This window comes from Halohasta litchfieldiae (assembly GCF_002788215.1).
Lineage (GTDB): Archaea > Halobacteriota > Halobacteria > Halobacteriales > Haloferacaceae > Halohasta > Halohasta litchfieldiae.
In genome coordinates this window covers 2769589-2789431 of the sequence record NZ_CP024845.1, presented here as the reverse complement: position 1 = coordinate 2789431, position 19843 = coordinate 2769589, and the positions used below count along the sequence as shown (strand labels likewise).

The 19843-nt window shown below is 60.1% G+C and carries 21 protein-coding genes and 3 pseudogenes; 10 read left to right on the top strand and 14 right to left on the bottom strand.

Annotated features, from left to right (window positions below; all coding sequences use genetic code 11):
• Positions 1-64: 64 nt before the first annotated feature.
• A complete protein-coding gene (locus HALTADL_RS14095) occupies positions 65-1402 on the bottom strand; it encodes an ISH6-like element ISHla10 family transposase (protein ID WP_100190878.1) in 1338 nt (445 codons plus the stop codon).
• An 87-nt stretch (positions 1403-1489) separates the two neighbouring features.
• On the opposite strand from HALTADL_RS14095, the pseudogene HALTADL_RS14090 reads away from it, so the two are divergent.
• Together HALTADL_RS14090 and HALTADL_RS14085 are read left to right on the top strand one after the other, a co-directional pair.
• Positions 1490-1837: pseudogene (locus tag HALTADL_RS14090) on the top strand (zinc ribbon domain-containing protein); the annotation flags it as partial.
• 48 nt (positions 1838-1885) lie between these two features.
• A pseudogene (locus tag HALTADL_RS14085) lies at positions 1886-2266 on the top strand (transposase); the annotation flags it as partial.
• Between the two features lie 719 nt (positions 2267-2985).
• On the opposite strand, the pseudogene HALTADL_RS14075 reads toward HALTADL_RS14085, so the two are convergent.
• Positions 2986-3201, bottom strand: a pseudogene (locus HALTADL_RS14075) (hypothetical protein); the annotation flags it as partial.
• A complete protein-coding gene (locus tag HALTADL_RS14070) occupies positions 3198-4118 on the bottom strand; it encodes a helix-turn-helix domain-containing protein (protein WP_089673515.1) in 921 nt (306 codons plus the stop codon). The pseudogene HALTADL_RS14075 and the gene HALTADL_RS14070, both read right to left, overlap by 4 nt.
• 742 nt (positions 4119-4860) lie before the next feature.
• Between HALTADL_RS14070 and HALTADL_RS17870 the strand changes: the two genes are divergently transcribed.
• Together HALTADL_RS17870 and HALTADL_RS14060 are read left to right on the top strand one after the other, a co-directional pair.
• A complete protein-coding gene (locus HALTADL_RS17870) occupies positions 4861-5022 on the top strand; it encodes a hypothetical protein (RefSeq protein WP_177171951.1) in 162 nt (53 codons plus the stop codon).
• Complete coding sequence (locus tag HALTADL_RS14060) at positions 4997-6271, top strand: RNA-guided endonuclease TnpB family protein (protein ID WP_089673517.1); 1275 nt, start codon at positions 4997-4999, stop codon at positions 6269-6271. The genes HALTADL_RS17870 and HALTADL_RS14060 overlap by 26 nt, the downstream gene beginning before the upstream one ends.
• Before the next feature lie 78 nt (positions 6272-6349).
• On the opposite strand, the gene HALTADL_RS14055 is transcribed toward HALTADL_RS14060, so the two are convergent.
• The 5 genes from HALTADL_RS14055 to HALTADL_RS17865 form a co-directional block, all read right to left on the bottom strand.
• On the bottom strand, positions 6350-7351 hold the full coding sequence (locus HALTADL_RS14055; protein ID WP_089673518.1) for a cytochrome d ubiquinol oxidase subunit II: 1002 nt from the start codon (positions 7349-7351) through the stop codon (positions 6350-6352).
• Entirely contained in the window at positions 7344-8801 is a 1458-nt protein-coding gene (locus HALTADL_RS14050) for a cytochrome ubiquinol oxidase subunit I (protein ID WP_089673519.1), read from the bottom strand. The genes HALTADL_RS14055 and HALTADL_RS14050 overlap by 8 nt, the downstream gene beginning before the upstream one ends.
• 196 nt (positions 8802-8997) lie before the next feature.
• On the bottom strand, positions 8998-9402 hold the full coding sequence (locus tag HALTADL_RS14045; RefSeq protein WP_089673520.1) for a helix-turn-helix domain-containing protein: 405 nt from the start codon (positions 9400-9402) through the stop codon (positions 8998-9000).
• Between the two features lie 106 nt (positions 9403-9508).
• Positions 9509-10516 carry a sulfite exporter TauE/SafE family protein gene (locus HALTADL_RS14040; protein WP_089673521.1) on the bottom strand — a complete coding sequence of 336 codons (1008 nt, stop codon included), beginning with the start codon at positions 10514-10516 and terminating at the stop codon, positions 9509-9511.
• Between the two features lie 28 nt (positions 10517-10544).
• Positions 10545-10712, bottom strand: coding sequence for a DUF7512 family protein (locus HALTADL_RS17865; protein WP_177171952.1), 168 nt, complete (start codon positions 10710-10712; stop codon positions 10545-10547).
• A 331-nt stretch (positions 10713-11043) separates the two neighbouring features.
• Between HALTADL_RS17865 and HALTADL_RS14035 the strand changes: the two genes are divergently transcribed.
• From HALTADL_RS14035 to HALTADL_RS14015, 5 genes are all read left to right on the top strand, one after another.
• Positions 11044-11886: a universal stress protein gene (locus HALTADL_RS14035; protein ID WP_089673522.1), complete on the top strand. Its 843-nt coding sequence runs from the start codon at positions 11044-11046 to the stop codon at positions 11884-11886.
• An 84-nt stretch (positions 11887-11970) separates the two neighbouring features.
• Positions 11971-12315 carry a thioredoxin gene (gene trxA, locus HALTADL_RS14030; protein ID WP_089673523.1) on the top strand — a complete coding sequence of 115 codons (345 nt, stop codon included), beginning with the start codon at positions 11971-11973 and terminating at the stop codon, positions 12313-12315.
• Between the two features lie 65 nt (positions 12316-12380).
• The gene (locus HALTADL_RS14025) at positions 12381-13490 is read left to right on the top strand and encodes an aminotransferase class V-fold PLP-dependent enzyme (protein WP_089673544.1); all 1110 of its coding nucleotides are present in this window, start codon (positions 12381-12383) and stop codon (positions 13488-13490) included.
• Positions 13490-13762, top strand: a complete 273-nt coding sequence (locus tag HALTADL_RS14020) for a hypothetical protein (RefSeq protein WP_089673524.1) — start codon at positions 13490-13492, stop codon at positions 13760-13762. The genes HALTADL_RS14025 and HALTADL_RS14020 overlap by 1 nt, the downstream gene beginning before the upstream one ends.
• A 38-nt stretch (positions 13763-13800) precedes the next feature.
• Complete coding sequence (locus HALTADL_RS14015; protein ID WP_089673525.1) at positions 13801-14364, top strand: class I SAM-dependent methyltransferase; 564 nt, start codon at positions 13801-13803, stop codon at positions 14362-14364.
• 74 nt (positions 14365-14438) lie between these two features.
• On the opposite strand, the gene HALTADL_RS14010 is transcribed toward HALTADL_RS14015, so the two are convergent.
• From HALTADL_RS14010 to HALTADL_RS14000, 3 genes are read right to left on the bottom strand one after another with little or no spacing between them, the layout of a single operon-like run.
• Complete coding sequence (locus tag HALTADL_RS14010; protein ID WP_089673526.1) at positions 14439-15077, bottom strand: DUF1641 domain-containing protein; 639 nt, start codon at positions 15075-15077, stop codon at positions 14439-14441.
• A 1-nt stretch (position 15078) separates the two neighbouring features.
• Positions 15079-16224, bottom strand: a complete 1146-nt coding sequence (locus HALTADL_RS14005) for an NAD(P)/FAD-dependent oxidoreductase (protein WP_089673527.1) — start codon at positions 16222-16224, stop codon at positions 15079-15081.
• Positions 16221-16463, bottom strand: a complete 243-nt coding sequence (locus HALTADL_RS14000) for a sulfurtransferase TusA family protein (protein WP_089673528.1) — start codon at positions 16461-16463, stop codon at positions 16221-16223. Before HALTADL_RS14000 ends, HALTADL_RS14005 begins: the two co-directional genes overlap by 4 nt.
• Before the next feature lie 223 nt (positions 16464-16686).
• Between HALTADL_RS14000 and HALTADL_RS13995 the strand changes: the two genes are divergently transcribed.
• A complete protein-coding gene (locus HALTADL_RS13995) occupies positions 16687-16905 on the top strand; it encodes a YgaP family membrane protein (RefSeq protein WP_177171953.1) in 219 nt (72 codons plus the stop codon).
• Between the two features lie 62 nt (positions 16906-16967).
• Here HALTADL_RS13995 and HALTADL_RS13990 read toward each other — a convergent pair whose 3' ends face one another.
• The 3 genes from HALTADL_RS13990 to HALTADL_RS13980 form a co-directional block, all read right to left on the bottom strand.
• Positions 16968-17336, bottom strand: coding sequence for a hypothetical protein (locus HALTADL_RS13990; RefSeq protein ID WP_089673530.1), 369 nt, complete (start codon positions 17334-17336; stop codon positions 16968-16970).
• A gap of 83 nt (positions 17337-17419) precedes the next feature.
• The gene (locus HALTADL_RS13985) at positions 17420-18535 is read right to left on the bottom strand and encodes an inorganic phosphate transporter (RefSeq protein ID WP_089673545.1); all 1116 of its coding nucleotides are present in this window, start codon (positions 18533-18535) and stop codon (positions 17420-17422) included.
• Positions 18536-18582: 47 nt separating this feature from the next.
• Entirely contained in the window at positions 18583-19824 is a 1242-nt protein-coding gene (locus HALTADL_RS13980) for a M20 family metallopeptidase (protein WP_089673531.1), read from the bottom strand.
• Positions 19825-19843: the final 19 nt, after the last annotated feature.

The following is a 19843-nucleotide window of genomic DNA, read 5'->3' as shown; positions in this document are numbered from 1 at the left end:
GTCGACTGACTGCCGCGTTGGCCCGATTTCAGTCGATAAGATTTTGGTCGTGTTGCAAAGCGGTCTAGACTTTGCCGCTGGTACTCTCAATTGAGAGGTCACAGTTGATTGCTGTTTTGGTCGAACGTTGGAGCAGTTCGTCGAGGAACGCTTGGTAGTACTCGGGGTCGGCGTACTTCACCAACCGAAGTTGGAGTATCGCTTCCAATCCCTCTGCTGTCCAGCGCATCCACTGGTTCTTGCACCGCTTGCTGACCTCGCCCATCAGTCGTTCGACGGGGTTCGAGGTCCACGGAACCTCGAACCCCTCGACAGCGTGCTCGGCGAACGTCACAATCGACGGCAGCCACCGCCGAAGATACCCTGCAGCCTTTGCTGACCCGAACTGCTCCAGTTGCCACGCTGTCTTCTCTAATCGCTCTCTCGTTCGCGCGATCCGCGAGCGGATCGCCGCGAACTCCTCCGCTGGACGATGCTTCGCCACAGAGTTCTTCAGATGGAACACCTCGTCGATCACCTCCGAAACGATCTCCTTCCGACGGTCCAAGGAGAAGACGCCATCGTCCCAGAGGGTGTTACCCAGCGTTCGGCCGACGTGGACGAGATCGAGCTGGTGGTCACGGTTTTCGTCGGTAAAGGCTGTGACGATGCCGCTATCAGCGTCACTGACGACCGTCGCGTCGTCAGTGACTGCGCCGATATCATCGAGTTCGGCGGCAGTTTCGTCCCAGTCAGCGTTGACCGACAGATCCAGCAGGGAGCGTGACTCTTCGGCGGTGTCTTCGCCGAGCGTTGCTTGGACGGAGTGGGACGAGCGGTCGTCGTCTTGGCTGTGGCACTTTGTCCCGTCAGGAATGACGGCGTCAGCGTCTGTGCCAGCGACACAGTCTGGAAGGAACTGTTTGAGCTTGTGGCCGTATTTCTTGGCACGGCGGTTGATGGTGGTCGGCGACGGCATCGAGACGAAGCTGTCGCCGTGATTGGCAGCGTCTCGATAGCTGAGCGAGGTAGCGAGATCGACGCTTTTGGCGGCGATGTCCTGCTGATAGCGGTTCTGCCCGTCGAAGTCGAGAACGTCTTCGACGGGCCGGAAGTAGCTGGATTCGTCTGGGGAAGCGGCTGTATCTTCGACGTAGTGGAGAGAGAACTCGTGTTCTCCGGCAGTTGTGACAGCTGTGCGGGTGTCGGTGCCGGCGCGTTGGAAGCGCTGGTCACCGTTGCCATGTGCGTGTTTCTCACCACAGAGCGCCTCGACGCTGGCGGCGTCGAGGCTCTCGACCAGCGATTCGAGAAGGACTGCTTCGAGGTTCTGGTCAGTGACGGCCTCGGCAAGCGTGGCGAGCGGTAGCGTTTTGTCGTCGTCGATACTCAGTTCGAACCGCACGTCGATTGTGGCGTGCATGGGGTACCTCGGTTTGGACACCAGAGGCAACCCCGCCTTCACGGGAGTCAGTTACTACTGAACTCTAGAGGACTTTGCGACACGACCAAGAAATTGCACTCGTGGGCGTTCGACCGCATCTACCAGTACCTCGAATACAAAGGAGAGATCAGTGGCGTCGAGGTGTTGAAAGAGAACGAGTGGAACACCTCGAAGACGTGTTCACAGTGTGGTGATGACACGAAATCGAACCGTAAGTATCGTGGCCTGTATGTCTGCTCGTCGTGCGAATTGGTAGCCAACGCGGATTGTAACGGGGCGGAGAACATGCGACAGAAGATAACTCCGAGTCCTCACGGTGAGGATAGGAGTAACGGCTGTGTGGCACAGCCATCGACACACTTGTTCGATTCAGAAAGTGGAGCGTTCGCCCCGCGAGAACAGGTCGTGTCGTAGACCGGCAAATATCCCACCTGCGGTACGGGAAGCCCCGTCGTTTACGACGGGGAGGATGTCACCATCGACGTACACGTGACGACGACACGAAAACACGACTCGCAAATCGCGCCGTCGCTCATCAAGCGGAACACTACCGAAGTGGCGATTCTCCTCGGTGACAAGGGATATGACGACCAGAAGTTTCGGGCGTTAGCTCGTGAGGAGAATATCCGTCCGCTGGTCAAGCACCGGGAGTTCTCATCACTTCATCGGGCGTGGAATGCCCGGCTGGACGCCGATCTCTACGGTCAACGTAGTCAGAACGAAACGGTGAACTCTCGCCTGAAACGGAAATACGGCCCGTTCGTCCGCTCACGACACTGGTGGAAGCAGCTCCGTGAACTCGTTGTCGGCTGTCTCACTCACAACATCGACAAGACACTCTGAACGTTAGATGTTGCAGGTTTGCTCAACAATTAGGGCTCAGAAGGAATTTGTTCGACTAGTTTCATGTTCCGACTACTAAGACGTGAACGTAGTTTTTCGAATTCGCTCTCAGAGAGATGGATTTCATTCTGATCGGTGTCATACCTCGCAAAGATCAGGTTCTGATTCTGATCATAGATGAGCAGTTCGATGAGAGGATCAGAAATCAGGTCGATTGCGTTGTCGACGTTCTCGGTAGTTGCTTTAACCTGTCCTTCGAGCACGCCATCAGTTGTTTGCAGGGTATCGTTTTTACAGAGTTGATTGACAGCCTCTTGATTGACGTATTCTTCAAGTAGATCTTTAATGCCCGTAAGCTGAATAGATTCTGGACTTCGGTCTGTTGATCTCAAGACACCTCTGACAAATTCTTGTACTACTTTCGACCTGTCCCTTGACCCTAATTCGTTCGTATGAATATAGTATCGTTCGGTCACGCTTAGTAGGTGTAAGAACGCTTGCAACGTAAGCCTCGGGTCATAGAGAAGCAGACACAGAGCTACAATGCGATCCTGCAGGTAGAGAAACCGTTTATACCACCTCTTTACATGCTCTAATAATGTACAACTACGGACTAGTTCTTCTGCGTAATCCCAACTCGGAACCGGCGAGGATCACCAGTTCTAATCATCGGCTGTTTCAGTGGGAGAAGTGTCGAACCAATAGGATTTCAACAGAGCCACGATTTTGTAGCCGTTCTCCAAGAGGGCTATCTGGAGCTGTTGGAGATCGCCCCCACCTGTGACAATGAGATCGATGTCCTTCGTGGTGTTCTTGAGATCTCGAAACGTCATCGCACCGCCACCAATCAGATAGACTGTCAGCGGCGTCTCGATCTGTGTCCCGATCCGTTCTAGCTCCGCTTCGATGTACTCGCTGTCGAATCGTGCTCTCATACCGTCACCTCGTATTCATCTGCAAGTTCACAGAACTCACTCCAAGTGGGTAACCGGCCGGCTCGTTCCTCCCCCTCGGTGTCGAGGTACGAGAGTAGATCGGAGACAACTGTGCTGACGCTGTAGGTTTCGGCGAGCTCTAGTACATCATCTCGATCCACGCCCTCGCTTTTCAGCAATAACAGGCAGTACGACCGGGTTCGGGTTCCGTCGTCGATAATGAGCATATGACAACACAGTTCGGCTGCTGAAATGTCATCTTTCGACAGCGAATACAGGTAGTACCGCCGTTGCCGTGCCAGCAGGGGGAGGCCGAACGTCTGGAACCGTTCTGGCCCCGTGGTAACGAATGCGTCCGACTCGATCACCTCGTCGGTCTGGATAAGGAACTCGTCAGGTGACTCCCACAGGATCGTGTATGAGTCGACGTGATCTGCCACACGAGTGCGGTTCCGAAGGTGGGCAAACTCCTGTGCCAGCCCGACTAGCCCTTCGAATTCGTCGTTGATCACGTACCGTCCGTCGGATTTGTAGACGATCCCGCGATCCTGTAGCGGCGACAGCACTCTATGAACCGTACTCCGATGCACATCAACTAAATCAGCGAGGTCAGTCGCGGCTCTGGGAGAGTCGAGATAGTAGAGGACACGAAGCGTCGTACCATCGAGTAGTTCGGGAAACGGAATGTGTGAATACTGCTGGACGAACGTATCGAACAGTTCGACAGCTTTCGCTTCTGACCGTTGTATTCGCTTCGTCTTCCCAGACCGGTGGGTATTGACGAGGCCTTTTGATTCCACTCGCTCCACCAGCTCGGAGGTGTAGTTCACACTCCGATCGAGATCGTCAGCGAGTTCCGAGATGGATGAGTCGCTCTTGAGAGTTGCAAGCACTCGGAGTTCTGCCTCAGTGTACACAGTGTTGCATTTGTACGAACTAAATATAAATAACTTCGTAGTTACGCAACAAGGTGCTGCTTGTGTTGTTCGACAATAACGGTAGATAGCCAATTCCAAGTTAGCCTATCCTTGACGAGAAGGAAAACAAGGCCTCTACCTCAGTTAGACCGCATCGCTTCGCCAATCCGCCTTTCAGTCGGTTCAGTAAGATATGGCTCAATAGCAGAATAATCACTCCAACCTCCGATAGACACATTGTCCGGACGTCGACTTGGCGTTCGACGAGGTGGTAGGTGGCCCAACTACGCCGGAGATCATGCGAGGAGACAGACACCCACCGATCGTTACCCGTTTCGTCAGCAATTGCCTGTGTTGCTTCTTTCACCCAGCGTCGGATTGACGGGGTCGAGGCCTCGATCCACGTATCTGACTCAGAGAGACTGCGTTCACGAGTATACTTGTGGATGTCGTCAGCTACGCTTTCGGGCATCCATGCATCACGGAGCTTCCGACCACCACCTTTGGTATTCTTTCCCCGAACCTCGAAGAGCCAGATTTCGCTGTTTTTCGACCATCTTCCTACAAGGAGGGAATCCCGGCCTTCAGGCCGTCACCAGAACGCGCGGCGTTCTGGTTGCCCGCCAGACGCAGTCTGGCGACCGGGAGGGAATCCGACAACTGCTGAACTAACCACGCTCAGATGCTCGGTCTGAATGCCGACCGTCATCTTTAACTTACGTTGGTCCTTACGTTTTGTCGGATGAGAGCCGATTTCGATATGGAGCGTGGCGGGCCACTTCACGAGGCTGTGAAGGACTATGCCCGCGATCACGGGATACGACACTCACGAGCGTACCCCGAACTCCTCCGCAAAGGACTCGAATCCGAAGGCTACGATGTCAACGACTCAGACAGCGAATAAAACACTGGAAGCCACGCTCGTACCGCCCACACGGTGCAAAGAGCAACGCCTCCAGCAAACGCTGTCCGAATACCGTGAGGCACTACATGACGCCTTCGAGCAAAACTGTACGACGATGAGTGCCACGAACGACGTGGTGACACCGTACAACCTGCCGTACCAAGCAAAAGACGCCCTCAAATCATACGTCCCGAAACTCCACAAGACGTACAACGCTCAGGAAGTGGATGACGAACACCCGCTCCGATTCGTGAACCGAGCCGGGAAGTTCGACCGCGACTCCTCGCGTGAGTACGAAATCTGCTGGAACGTTCCGCAACCCGGTCGCGGAACTAACTTCTGGATTCCTCTTCGATTAAATCCAAACCAGCAAGAGTTGTGGGACGATCTACTCGATGAGGAATCGAGTACGAACGTGGGCGAGCTTCGCTTGCAGAAACACCGAAAGACGTGGACGCTCCACGTCACCGTCGAATACGAGATCGAGGATACTTCCGAACACCCCGAGAATCCGACTCGGGTTGGATTCGATATTGGCGAGTCAATGTTGGTCACGGGCTGTGCCCTCCAACACGACACTCCCACGAAACCACTGTTAATCAACGGGAAAGAAGCCAAGCGAATCCGAAAAGAGATGCACACAACGCTCAAACGACTCCAAGAGCGAGACGCTTCGGACTGGCGTACCGAGGAACGATTCTCGTACTACCAGAATCGACTCACAGACATCATCGAGAAGGCGTCTCGTGAGTCTGTGGAGTATGCTCGCCAGTTCGAGAATCCCGTCATCGTGATGGAGGACTTGGCATACATCCGTGAGTCGCTGGACTACGGGAAGTACATGAATCGACGGTTGCATTCGTGGGCTTTTGCTCGGTTGCAGGGGCGTATTGAGGACAAAGCCCGAGACGCGGGTATTCCGGTGCGGTACGTCCACCCGCAGTACACCAGCAAGACGTGCCACTTGTGCAAGCACATCGGGTATCGGCCTCGGCAAGCCGAGTTCAAGTGCAGAAACCCGGAGTGCCACGTATCGACGTTTCAAGCCGACATCAACGCGAGTGCGAACATCGCACGTCGCGTAGACCCGTGGGGAGAGAGTCTACCAGTGAAACAGGTGGACGATGACTCGCCACAGGACGGGAGCCGTTGTGACACGGCCACGACTCACTGTGAGCAGAGCGAGACATCCTCGCAGATGACACTCACAACATTCCAAGAGTCGAAATCCACTGCCAGCGACGACTAACTGGCATTCCCACCGTGTGGGAAGCCCCGTCGTTTACGACGGGGAGGATGTCACCCGGCTGAACGGTGATAAGTCGCCTTAGGTGCTGTATCCCCCACCGTCGACTGGGCCAGCGAACGTACTATACAGGAACTTGAAATACCAGAGTACAAGCAGCAACACCGGCAGCCCGAGGATAGTAGTGAGGTTAAGAGCGAGCGGCGAGACGACGACTGCGTCGATCGTCAGCCCACTGGCGGGGTAGATCGTCGGATATAGCAGCGTGGCGATGAGCCCGACGAGCATGAACGAGAGTCCGAAGGTGGCCCCGAACCAAAGCTTGTGTCGGCCCTGTCGGGCGGCAACAATGCCACCGCCACCAAAGATGACACTGGCGAGAACGACTACGGCTGCGGGCAGTGTCATCAAGAGTGCTCGCACGTTCACGGGGTTGAGCCAGTAGACGACAGCTAAGAGAACGACCACACCGCCAAGATAGGTCGCCGTCGATGCCATCCCGTATCGAACCATGTCGTCGGCCAGCGGGCCGCTGGTCTTGGCGGCGAGGAACGCCGCGCCGCTGGTCACACACAGCGCTACCAGCCCGATGCCGGTCAGCAGGCTCGGGAGGCTAAACACGGCTGTGCCGAAGATCCAGCTGCCGACGAGCATCCCCAACAGCAGCGGCGTCACCGTGCTGCCGAAGACGAACAGCTGGTCGCAGCGACGGTGCCACTCGGGATCGTCGCGCTGTTCGCGGAGCTCGGGTGCAACACCCCGCATGAGCAGCGCCATCACGATGGCGATCGCCAGCAGGTAGTGTTCACTCAACAGCCGGGAGTAGACCGCGGGAAACGCCGCCAGCAAGGTGGTCCCGAAGGCGACGATCCAGACCTCGTTGGCGTCCCAGATCGGGCCGAACGCAGACAGGAGCGTCTCCCGGTCGTGGTCGTCGCGAGTGGCATACAGCATCCCGATCCCGAAGTCCATCCCGTCGAGGGCGACGTACATCGCCAGCGTGAACATGACGACTCCGAACCAGACGGTCGGCAGCGACTCGACGAGGTAGGCGTCGACCGGAATCAGCAGGGGATTAGTCATCGCCTTTCACCCATGGCATCCGCGGTCGACCCGACCGATCTTTCTCCCTGACTCCCATTCGTTCGAGTTCGCCCTCGATCATCCATTTGAGGACGAAACCGAAGGCGGTCAACAGCGCGATGTAGAGGACGACAAACGCCACGAGCGTGCCGGTGGCTTCGGCCCCGGTGAGGGTCGTCGACACCGCGTCGTTCGTTTTGAGCACGTCCTGGATCACCCACGGTTGGCGACCGATCTCGGTGACATACCAGCCAGTGAGCAGCGCAACGAACCCCAGCGGACTCGCGAGCATCATCGTCTGTAAGTAGCGCGTGCTCTCACGGAGTTTCCCCTGTCGCAGGAGGTTGCCGCCCCACAGCGCGAGCCCGATGAACAGGAAGCCCAGCCCGACCATCGCGCGGAACGACCAGAAGACGAGCGCCACGGGTGGGTTGTCGTCGTACTCGTGTAAGCCCGTGACTTCGGCGGAGAAATCACCCCCGCTGGCAAGGAACGACCCCAGTGCAGGGATACTGATCGTAAAGAGATTATCCGTTCGGGGGTCGGTCAGCGCATCGAAACTCTTGGGGATCGCAATTAGATGCAGATCGGCTTGCCCACTGTCGTAGTGGGCCTCCATGGCGGCGAACTTCTGTTCTTGGGTCTCGGCGACGTGTCGACCGTAGGCGTCGCCGTGGATCGCTTGCAGTGGCGCGGAAATCAGGAGAAGGACGACCGCCATTCGGAGGGCGGTGTTCCAGGCTTTCGACTCGCGGTTCCGCCAGATCATGTAGGCGGCGATCCCGGCGACCGCTAGCGTCACCGCGATCACTGAGGCGTTCATCATGTGAACGTACATCCACGGCATCCGAGGGGTGAAGAATGCGGCCATTGGATCGGTGAGCTTGGCTATCTCCATCCCGTTGCGCTGAACCAGCTCGAATCCCCGTGGCGTCTGCATCCAGGCGTTGACGACCAGAATCCAAAAGCCCGAGAGCCACGCGCCCGCGCCGGTCAACACCGACGAGAGGATGTAGGTCCGATCCGAGACGCGTTCGCGGCCGAACAGCAGCACACCGAGGAAGACCGCCTCCAAGAAGAACGCCATTTTCGCCTCAAAGGCCAGCGGTCCGCCGATCATCTCCCCGGCAGCCTCGGCAAACTGCGGGAAGTTCGTCCCGAACTGGAAACTCATCGGGATTCCCGTCACTGTCCCCATCACGAAGCCGACGGCGAACACCTTGATCCAGAACTCACGGAGCCGGGTGTAGGACTCCTCGTCGCTCGTGACGTCTTTCCAGGTAAAGTAGACAATAAACGGCGCGAGTCCGATCGACAGCGCCGCAAACAGGATGTGAACCGAGATCGTCCAGCCGAACTGGGCGCGACTGGCCAGTTCGGGTGATAACAGTATACTAGTTTGTGTGAACTGTACCACACTGCCAAAAACGGGGTCAGGTATTGGAATCATATTCTGCCGTTCTCTCCTTTCAGATACCGGACAATGCCGTATATAGTTTATCGCGATTATTATTTTATGAGAATGGTTGTGTAGGGTTGTTGAAAATTACCACCAGACTCTCTGAAGATACTTCACGACGGTCGACTACCGGAACCGGAAGACGAGGGGGACGAAAATCGGAGAGAGGGGCAGCGACCGGAGGTTGTCAGTTCTCGGCGGCGACGGTCTGGTCCTGTGGACTGTCGTACTTCGTGCGGAACTCGCCGATGAGCTGGCCCATCTTGGCATACCAGTCGTTGAGCATACGCTGCATATCGTCGGCGATCTCGTCGGGGTCGGTCGGCCGGAAGACGTGATAGTAGCCGCCTTGCTCGTAGTTCACTTGCTCTTTTTGGACGAAGCCGCTGTTGATCAGTCGCTGGACCGACCGGTAGGCCGTCGACCGCTCACGGTCTACCTCCGCGGCGATCTCGTCGACCGTCAGCGGTTCGGCCTGTTCGGTGAGGACCGCGAAGATCTCCTTGTCGAGGTTTTTCAGCCCGTGGATACACTCCAACAGCCCCTCACACTCCATGTCCTGTTTGAGATACTCGCTCATCGAGTCTGCCATTGTACATATCCGTACGGGAGCGCGCGGTAAAAGTGTTTGTATGATGTGTACAATACTGCTCCCACCGAACCGGAGATCGGATAGCCGAGACCAGCCCGAAACGGGGCTAGTCGACCGCGGGTGTCTGTTGACGCCGGGTAGCTCGCAGCGAGGAGACGGTGGTGTAGACGATCGCACCGGCGACGACGACGGCCGCGCCGATGACCAACACGAGGCCGACGGTTTCGAGTAGTTCGTTACCGAGGTAGGAGCCGACCTCGCCGATACCGACCGCCACCGCCCCCGCAAGCAGCATGCCGCCAAAGTAGATCTTGATGCCGTCGCTGTCGACGATCGCCGTCGCGGCCGAACCGATCCGTGCACCCAGCGCGCTCCCGAAGAGGAGTGGCGCGACGATAGCGAGGTCGACGCCGCCGCCCTGACCGTAGAGGTAGCTGCCGATGCCGCCGGAGAAGACGATCTCGAACAGATCAGTCCCGACAGCGACCGGGACGGGGACGCCGATGGCGTAGATCATCGCGGGCATCCTAATGAAGCCGCCACCGACCCCGAGGAAACCCGAGAGCACGCCGGTCGAGAAGGCGACCGCGGTGATCACCCATGCCGAGACCCGCACGTCACCGCGGAGGGTCACCATCGGCGGGATCCGAACGGTCCGCTGAATCCTCTTTGCCACCTCAGGGATTTCGTACTCGCTGAGATCCTTGTCGGCAGCCTCGTGGTCGACACCACCGCCGCCATCGCCCTTCATTGCCTCGCGGGTCACCATGGCCCCGATGCCGCCGAGCAGCAGGACGTAGGCGACGCTGATGACGCCACCGGCCAGTCCGAGGGATTCGAGGTAGTAGACGCTCGCCCGCCCGACCTCGATCCCGACGGTGGTGCCGGCGATCATGATCCCACCGAGTTTGTAGTCGACCTGCCCCAGATCGTGGTGTTTCAGGCTGGCAATCACGGCGGTCCCGAAGACGAACGCCATCCCCGAGCCGACCGCGACCGAGGCGTCGTACCCCAGCATCAACAGCGCGGGCGTGACGAGGAATGAGCCGCCCATCCCGAAGAAGCCGAAGAGGATACCGACGACGAGCCCGAAGCCGACGAACAAGGCCATCATCTCCGGCGAGCTACCGAAGATGTCGAGGCTACTGACTAACACCGGACTCACCCCCGACCAGCAGCTCCATCAGCCGCGGTCCAACCAGTTTTTCGAGTCCTCCATACCCCACGTAGAGGATGATCGCCTCGAAGAGGATCGCGCCGATCAGCATCGCCGTCTGTGGGTCCCAGGTGGGTACTTCTAATCCAGCCATCGTTCGATGCTCCGTTCATCCGCCACAGTATTTCGCCTGTTGTACATTTCTGCTCACTACCTCCTACCAGTGCCGATGATATAACGGTTGTGGAAGTACTGCACAATACTATATTCACGTAACTCCTCACCAACCATCCATACGTTATGTATGGGTTTTGCGGTCGGCTGCAGGATTGCGGTCGAACATTGGAATTGTAGGTCACTCCCGCGCTGAACTGTCGATCAACTGCAGTTGGTAGCGGCGTAATCCGAAACCGATCGACCGGTTCACCGGTTCGTCGGTCGAGCTGGGTCGCAAAGAAGATATCTACAACCATACAATACTGCGTATGCGAGTTCTATTTGCCACAGACCTCTCGGCAGCCAGCGAGGCCGCGATCAAAGACCAGACCTGTCTGGAGTGTCTGGGCCGGATCGGCGTCGACGAGATGCATCTCCTGACGGTCGTCCCGTCGAACGTCCACGCGGGAATGCCGGGCGTTGACTTCGAAAAGCGCCGCCGTGAGGCGCTCTCGAACTACGAGGACGTCCTCCTCGAAGCCGGGTTCGACGTTGAATCCCACGTGGTTCGCGGCACACCACACCGGCGGGTTACCGGGATCGCCGAGACGATTCACGCCGACATGATTCTGGTCGGCTCCCGCGGGAAAAGCCCCTTAGAGAATCGGCTGATCGGGTCGACGGTACGGAACCTCGCCCGAACCGCGAGCGTTCCACTGTTGGTCAATCGGATCGAGCGGGCAACCGACGACCCCGATCCGCTCCAGAGCCACCTCTTCCAGCGAATGCTGTACGCTACCGACTTCTCGGAGAACGCCGAGCGCGCTTTTAAAGAGTTTTCCCACCTCCGGCACGCGACCCAAGAGGCGACGCTGGTCCACGTCCGGAAACCCAAAGGCCAAGAGCTCGACGAGCCGTCGCCCGAGGTCCAATCGAAGCTCGACGAGCTCGCTGGCACCCTCGAAGACTGGGGGATAGAGACGGAGATCGACGTCCGGGACGGCGATCCAGCTACCCAGATCCTCGAGGCCGGGGCCGAACACGAGCCGACGACGATCCTGTTGGGCTCTCGCGGAAAGAGCCGCCTCCGTCGGCTCTTGCTCGGCAGCGTCTCCGAACAGGTCGTCGCCGAAGCCGCCGGGAACGTCCTGCTGGTTCCGCCCGTCCGGTAGCGGTAGCTCTTTCAGAGAGTGTTTGTGTAATATTGTATTTTTCACCCATAACTGTTATCCCAGCGGGGGCCGTAGGAGGTAGCGATGAGTTCAAACACGAACGCAGCTCCAGCCGAACCGATCCAGCTTGGTAACCCCGACGAGTTCGACGATGTCGTCGACAACTACGACGTCGTGCTCGTCGACTTCTATGCCGACTGGTGTGGGCCATGTAAGATGATGGAGCCGACGATCGGGGCACTCGCCGCAGATACTGACGCTGCGGTCCTGAAAGTCGACGTAGATCAGTTCCAGGCGCTCGCGGGCCAGTACGAGGTCCAAGGGATTCCGACCCTGCTCGTCTTCGCCGACGGCGAGCTTGCCGAGCGAATGGTCGGCGCACAGACCGGCGACGCGCTTTCGCAGACCATCGCGGGCTACACCGAGTGAACCGCCGTGACCCAGTACACCGTCCCGATTCCCGACTGCCGATGCCACAGTGAAGCGTGGTCGCAGTGACGCCGCGGGAACTCCGTGCGGACGTGCCCGCCTTCGAGGAGTCTACCTATCTCAACTTCGGGGCCCACGGCCCGAGTCCGCGGTACGTCATCGAGGCTGCCTCGTCGTTCCTCGCCGACCACGAGTACGGAGCCGGAATGGCTGACCCCTACGCGACCGCCTTCGATGCCTACGACCGGGGCCGCGAGCGGATCGCCGGTCTCATCGGGGCCGACGCCGACGAGGTCGCACTCACCGAGAGCACAACCGACGGGATCAACCGAATCGCGAGCGCGATCGACTGGAACCCCGGTGACGTGGTCGTCCGGACCGATCTCGAACATCCCGCAGGCGTCCTACCATGGCAGCGACTCGAACGCGAGGGCATCGAGGTCCGAGTCGTCGAGACCCAAGCCGGGCGAGTCGACCGTGAGGCCTTCGCCGAGGCGGTCGCGGACGCCCGCCTCGTCTGTTTCAGCGCCGTGACGTGGACCCACGGAACGCGGCTCCCGGTGAGCGAGTTGGTCGACATCGCCAGCGACGCAGGGGCGTTCACGCTGGTCGATGCGGTGCAGGTACCGGGTCAGCTGCCGATGGACGTCCACGAATGGGGCGCGGACGCGGTTGCCGCGGCGGGCCACAAATGGCTGCTTGGGCCGTGGGGCGCGGGGTTCCTCTACGTCGACCACGACGTCGCCGAGGAACTCGAACCACGGGCAGTCGGCTACCGGAGCGTCGAAACGCCGACCGCCACGGAGTACGTTTATAAATCGGGAGCCCGGCGCTTCGAGGTCGGCTCGGCGTCGCCCGCGCCGCATGTTGGACTGATCGAGGCGATCGACGCCATCGAAGAGGTCGGCGTCGACGCAGTTGTCTCCCGAATCGAATCGCTCACCGACCGACTGAAAGCCGGGGTCGACGACGAGCAACTGCTGAGCCCGCAGGGCTACGAGTCGGGACTGGTGACGATCGCGGTCGACGATCCCGAGTCGACTGTCGAGCGGTTCGCGGAGGAGGGTATCGTTATTCGGTCCCTCCCACACCCCGAGGCGGTTCGGATCTCGGTGCATGCGGTGTCGACCGAAGCCGAAATCGATTCCGTGATCGAACTCGTAGGGAGCAAATAATGGCCGACTCGGTCCGCGTCTGGCTCGTCGAACGCACCTACTCGGACGACGAACAGAACCTAATCATCCTGACCTACGCCACGCCCGACGGCCAGCGAGATCTCCGTAAGGAGCGGGCGCTGACGAGCTTCGGCGACCACCGCGAGACGCAGGTCAGCCTCGCTGCCGATCCCGACAACCTCGGCACTGTCGAGGACCCCGAGCTCCGCGAGCAGTACGCCCGCGAAGCAACGGCGATGGCCGACCAACATGACCCCGACGACAGCTTATAAACTACCGACTAACCGATACAGTACGATACAGCATATAAATGGGATTTCACACATTTGACGCGGAGAAAGCAGGTCGACTCGAAGACGCAGCCAAACGCTACCGATCGGTCTCACGGGAGGAGCTGCTCGGCGCGCTCGAACCCACCGGCAGCGAGACGGTCGCCGATCTCGGCAGCGGGACGGGCTTTTATACCGACGATGTCGCCCCCTACGCTGAGCGGGTGTATGCGATCGACATCCAACCCGAGATGCACGAGTTCTACCGGGAGAAGGGAGTTCCCGAGAACGTCGAACTCGTCACGAGCAGTATCGAAGAACTACCGTTCGACGACGACGAACTCAACGGAGCCGTCTCCACGATGACCTACCACGAGTTCGCCAGCGACGATTCGCTGGCGGAGCTCGCTCGCGTGCTCCGACTGGGTGGTCGACTCGTCGTCGCCGACTGGTCGGCCGAGGGCGAGGGCGAAAGCGGGCCGCCGGTCGACGAACGCTACAGCGCGAGCGAAGCAGCCGCAGCTCTTGAGAAGGCTGGCTTCGAGATCGAAACCGAACAGTCCAGAGTCGAAACGTTCGTTGTCGTCGCGGTTCGGACCGAGTAGTCAGCTGCTATTTAAAAACTCCGTAGCCGGTATGGCTGCCTGCACCGAGTAGTCAGCGTCTACTTAAAAAAGAATCAGTCGTCGGTCGACTGCTGTTGGCCGAGCGCCTTGGCGATCGCAAGCAGGTAGCCGAGTCCGTGTTGGATCTCGGGGTCCCGAACCGCCTTCATCAGGCCGACCGGCCCGATCGCAACCGTCTCGGCCTGTTCGGCCGCAGAGACACTGTTGAGCATAGCTGTCAGCCCGTCTCGGGTGTCGTCTTGGGCCGCCGTATCAGCCAACTCCCCGAGCGAGGAGCCAGTACCCGCGAGCGACCGGACCATCTCGTCGGTCATCGCCGACGTGCCCAGCGAGACCACGTCGCCCAACTCGGCGAGTTCGTCGAGCGTCCCGCTCCGCTGGAGGTCGACCAGCGTGTCGAGAGCCTCCTGGAGCTCCCCACCGTTCTCGCCGACCGATTCGGCGAGGCCGACCGTCTCGTCGGTCGCAATGCCGTCGGCCGAGGCCGCCAACGTCTCGGCAGTTCCGGAGAGTTCGACGACCATCTCGTCGGTCATCGCCGACGTGCCGAGATCGACCACGTCGAGCAGTTCGTTGACTGCGTCCAGCCGTTCGATGAAGTCGGCGACTGCCTCGGGGTTCTCCGCGATGGCGGCTTCGAGGTCCGTGGCCTCGACAGCCTCACCGTCGACTTCCTGCTGTGAGTCGGCCATCTCAGATCAACCCCCGCGCGGTGAGCCAGTACGATTCGTTGTAGGCCAGTTTCGACCAGTGGATCTTTTCGGAGGGGGTGACCGGCGACGGTGGATTCTGGTAGTCGAACTCGACGAACGACGCCGAATCCATCCCCGTCTCGATGAAGCAGATGGTCTTGCCATCGTAGGCGGCGGTCGGCACCTGCCCGCGGACCTCGCTGGCGAGCCGCTGGCCCACGGTTGCAGCCTGATAGTGGGCGACGCTGCCGGCCTTCGGGACGCCGGTCGCGGCGGCATCACCCAGCGCGTAGACGTTCTCGGCGTACTCGGCTTCGAGAGTGTGTTTGTCGACTTCGACCCAGCCGCGGTCGCCGAGGCCCGCTTCCTCGATCATCTCGACCCCGCGGTGGGGTGGAATCGACACCAGTAGGTCGTAGTCGACCTCGGAGCCCTCCATCGACGTGAGGGTCCCGGCTTCGGGGTCGACCGCTTCGCCGTTGAAGAACGTCTCGACGTTGATCTCCCGTTCGTCCATCAGCGGCTTGGCCCAGTCGGCGATGTGTGGGTTGCCGTGGACGCGGCCGATTGGGTAGGTGTAGGTGATCTCGATATCCTCGCGGAGGCCACGCTTGCGGAACCAGTCGTCGGCCATGAAGACGAACTCCAGCGGCGCGGCCGGGCACATATGCGGGCTTCCGATCACACTGAGGACCAAGTGGCCCTCGGTGAACTCTAGGAGCTCATCGCGGAGTGCCAACGAGCCCGCTTCGCTGTAGTAGTCGTGACCGCCCTCGGCAAGGCCGGGGACCTCGTCGGGGGCGAGCGTCGACCCGGTCGCCACCACGAGGTGGTCGTAGTGGGTCGGCGAGACACGCTCGGCTGTCGAGAGCTGCTGGGCGTCGGTGTCGATCTCGGTGACCCGGTCCTGGCGGATCTCGATCCGGTTGTCGACCAGCTCCCGCAGGGGTCGGCGGCCGTCCTCGGGCTCCCGCTTGCCGAAGGGGACGTAGAGCCACACCGGCTTGTAGACGTGGTCGGGCCCGTCGTTGATGAGCGTCACCGCTACATCGCCGCTGTCGATCTCCTCGTCGAGCCGCTCGGCGAGGTCGTTCGCCAGTACTGAGCCGCCGGTGCCGCCGCCAATGATAACGATCTCTTCAGTCATACTTTCTCCACGTAGAGTTCGTGATGATCATCACCCTCTTCGACCGCGACAAGGTCGTTGCCTGCCTCCTCGACCCATTCAGGCACATCCGTGAGCGAGCGGTCGCTATCGCTCAACAGCAGGACCACGTCGCCGGGGTCGACATCTCGAATCGCGCCGATGAGATCCATCAGCGGTCCTGGACAGGCTGCCCCGCGTGCGTCGACTGTCTTCGTTGGCTCAATATTCTGTTGTGTCATGAGTACAGTTAGCCGTTCGTACCCCAACGGTTTAATATTGTATGCTATTTCCAATATTCTGAGAGCAGATGTGATTCATCTATCGAACTACAGCCGTAAAACAGATACTGGATGTGTCTGAGGGTTTATTACATCGCTATTGGAAGAAAAGTCGTACACCAGTAATGTATTTAAGACACATATCTATACAAACCCTTTTGCGTTCAGCCGTTAATACATAGGTATGGAACCGAATGTCGGTGGTCTCGACCGAACCGCACGCCTCGTCGGCGGACTACTCGTGGCTCTCGTTGGGATCGTCTCGTTGGCTGGCCTTCTTCCGCTGGGGTCGACAGTCGGTGCTGGACTCGCGCTTGTCGGCGCGATCGTGTTCGGAACCGGCCTCACCCAGCAGTGTCTGGCCTACCGGCTGTTCGGCGTCGACACCTGCAAACGCACATAGAACCGTTTCTCTATCAGCACCTGTTCTGAAGCACGCGCACGATTTTGATCGGGAGCCACGTCTCAGTCGACGACAGCAGACCGGCGGGAGGCGGCAACCACCCGATACAACAGGAGAGAGCCAGCGACAAGTAATGCGATCTCGCCGATAGTATATATGTATTCGATCGGCGGGATGTCCGAAAATCTCGAAACACCTTCATACGCCATAGCGATGCCAGCGACGACGAACGCTCCCATTTCGGGCACCCCCGCTTCCAGCGTCCCGTTTCGAATATATCCGGCAGTCACTACACCCAGCAAGACAGTTCCCAAGTAGAGGTCCGTGAGAGCAGCTGTGGCAGTTCCGGTCACTGAACCGTAGCCGAGAATCGCCGCGTACCCACCGGGAATCGCTACCAAACTACCGTACCGTAGGGTCGACGAGTCCATCGATACCCACAACTGAGTCCCATATTATAAAATATCTAACGTTAATACGACTAGGGTCGACCATGTAGTGTAGTCGCGGTCGATTACGGTACGAGGCTCATCACGCCGTAACCCAAGGCGAACGCGAGGGCGAACGAGCCGATCCACGCGCCGAAAGTCAGGCCTATTTTCCGTCGACTGATCGCGTCGCTTCCCCCGACGGCCGCACCTGCGCCGACGATCGCGCTGACCATGATCTGGTTGAACGAGACCGGAATCCCGTAGAGGACAGCGATCTGGGCGAGCACGAACGAGGGGAACAGCGCGGCGATCGACCGCCGCGGGCCCAGCGAAGCGTAGTCCTGTGAGACGGCCTTGATCATCTGAGAGGCCCCGGTCCAGGAGCCGACCAGCAGGCCCACGCCGCCGCCGGCCGCCAGCGCCGAGACGGTGATCATCGTCTCCTCGACCAGCGGTACTAGCGGCCCGACCGCCAGCCCGACCTGACTCGCGCCCGCCGAGAAGGCGACCAGCCCGCCGAGAACGAGCAAAAAGCGCCGGAGGCCGCCCAATCCGTTCCGAGCGATGTCGACCCGGACAGCCAGTCCGACGACAACCGCGGCGACAAGCGAGACGCCGAGTTCGCCCGCGAGACCGGGAACGAATCGCTCGGCGACGACGGTCGACAGTGAGGCCAACCGGTCGCCCGAGGCGAGCAGCGCGAATTCGATGTTGACGACGATCGCGCCGACAGCCGCGGCAAGGATCGGGACGCTATCGCGTTCGTCGACTGATTCTCGGGGCAAGATGCTGGCGATCCCGTAGGCGACGCCACTACCGACAAAGGGCGTCAAGAGCCACATCGTTCCGATCTCGGTGTACTTCGCCCACGCGGGATCGCCGCCGAGCGCGAGCCCCGCACCGATAACCGTCCCGGTGACGGTGAAGGCGGTCGCAATCGGATATCCAGTAACGATGCCGATCGCCATCAGCCCGGCGGCGGTCACCAGCACCACGATCACCGCGGCGGTCGGCAGGGTAAGCCCGACGACGAGGTCGCTGCCGACAGCCTCGGAGACGCTCGCTCCCTGGAGGGCGGCTCCCAAAAAGCCGAGAATTCCGACGATGAACGCCGCCCGCATCACCGAGATGGCGTTCGCACCGACCGCGGGGGCGAATGGTGTCGCCCCGCTCGATCCCGCACCGATCGCCCACGCCATGAACGCGCTGGCCAGCAGGGCAGCCCCGAACGGCAGCCAGAACTCGATCACTGGCTATGCTCCGCGAAAATTGCGGGGAGACGTTCGTAGACGGCGGCATTCCAGTTGAGGGCCTGCAGGGTCGTGTACTCGTCGACAGCGTGGACCGTATCGGTCCCGAAGGCGAACTCGACGGTCGGAATCCCAGCGTGACGGAACTTCTTGGCGTCGCCGCCGCCGGTCGCTGACCGCCGGTAGATCCTGTCGTCGGCCACCTCGCTCGCCGTTTCGGTGACCGCCTGCACCAGCGGGCTGTCGACCGGCTCGTAGCTGCCGACCGACCAGCGCACGTCGGCGATCGAAACCGCCGGATGGTCGTCGAGACAGTCCCGAATGTCGGCCAGCACGGTCGCGGTGTCGACGCCCGCGGTGAGCCGGATGTCGAGTTCGGCCCGTGCCGACCCCGGAACCGTGTTGACGGCCTCGCCGCCCTCGATAGTGCCGAGGTTGATCGTTGGATAGACAAAGAGGCTCTCGGCGGCTGACTGGCCCAGTGTCGGCTCGTAGTAGGCCGCCGACTCCTCGATGATCGGCATCATCTCATCGTCGACCGGCAACTCCCGAAGCGAGAGCCGCCGCCGGAGGAACTCGATGGCCGCCCACAGACGGTCGATCGCGTTCTTCCCTTCTATCGGCCGGGAGCCATGGGCTGCGGTCCCCTCGGCTTCGAGCGTCAGCCAGATGCTTCCCCGGTCGGCGACCGTAACCGAGTGGTTGCCCGCCGAGCAGGTCGTCTCGCCGATCACGCAGGCGTCGGGATCAAGGTTGTCGAGCGCGCTGTCGACGAGCGTCGAGACGCCCGCCGCTCCGCCGGTCTCCTCGTCGCTGACCACCGCAAAGGCGAGGGTTACCGGCGGTTTCTGGTTTCGCTCGGCGAACCGTTCGGCAGTATAGAGGATCGCCGCCAGCGGTCCCTTCATATCGGTTGCTCCGCGGCCGTAGAGCCGGTTGTCGACGCGCTCGCCGAGTGGATCGTATGTCCATCCGTCGGGGTCGAACGGGACCGTATCCATATGGCCATTGAACAGCAGGGTTCGGTCGCTCTGTCCCGGGATCGTCGCCATGAGGTTCGGCTTGGCCGGATCTGTGGCGACGCGCTCGGTCCGGATGCCAAGCTCTTCAAAAAACGTCTCGATCCACGCGGCGAGCGCCCGTGTGTCGCCGGGTGGGTTCTGTGTGTCGACCGCCAGGAGATCGCTTGCGATGTCGACGAGCCGGTCGGTCGTGTGGGATGCCTCTGAATGAGTCATGAGTGGGGTGCCGCAGTGG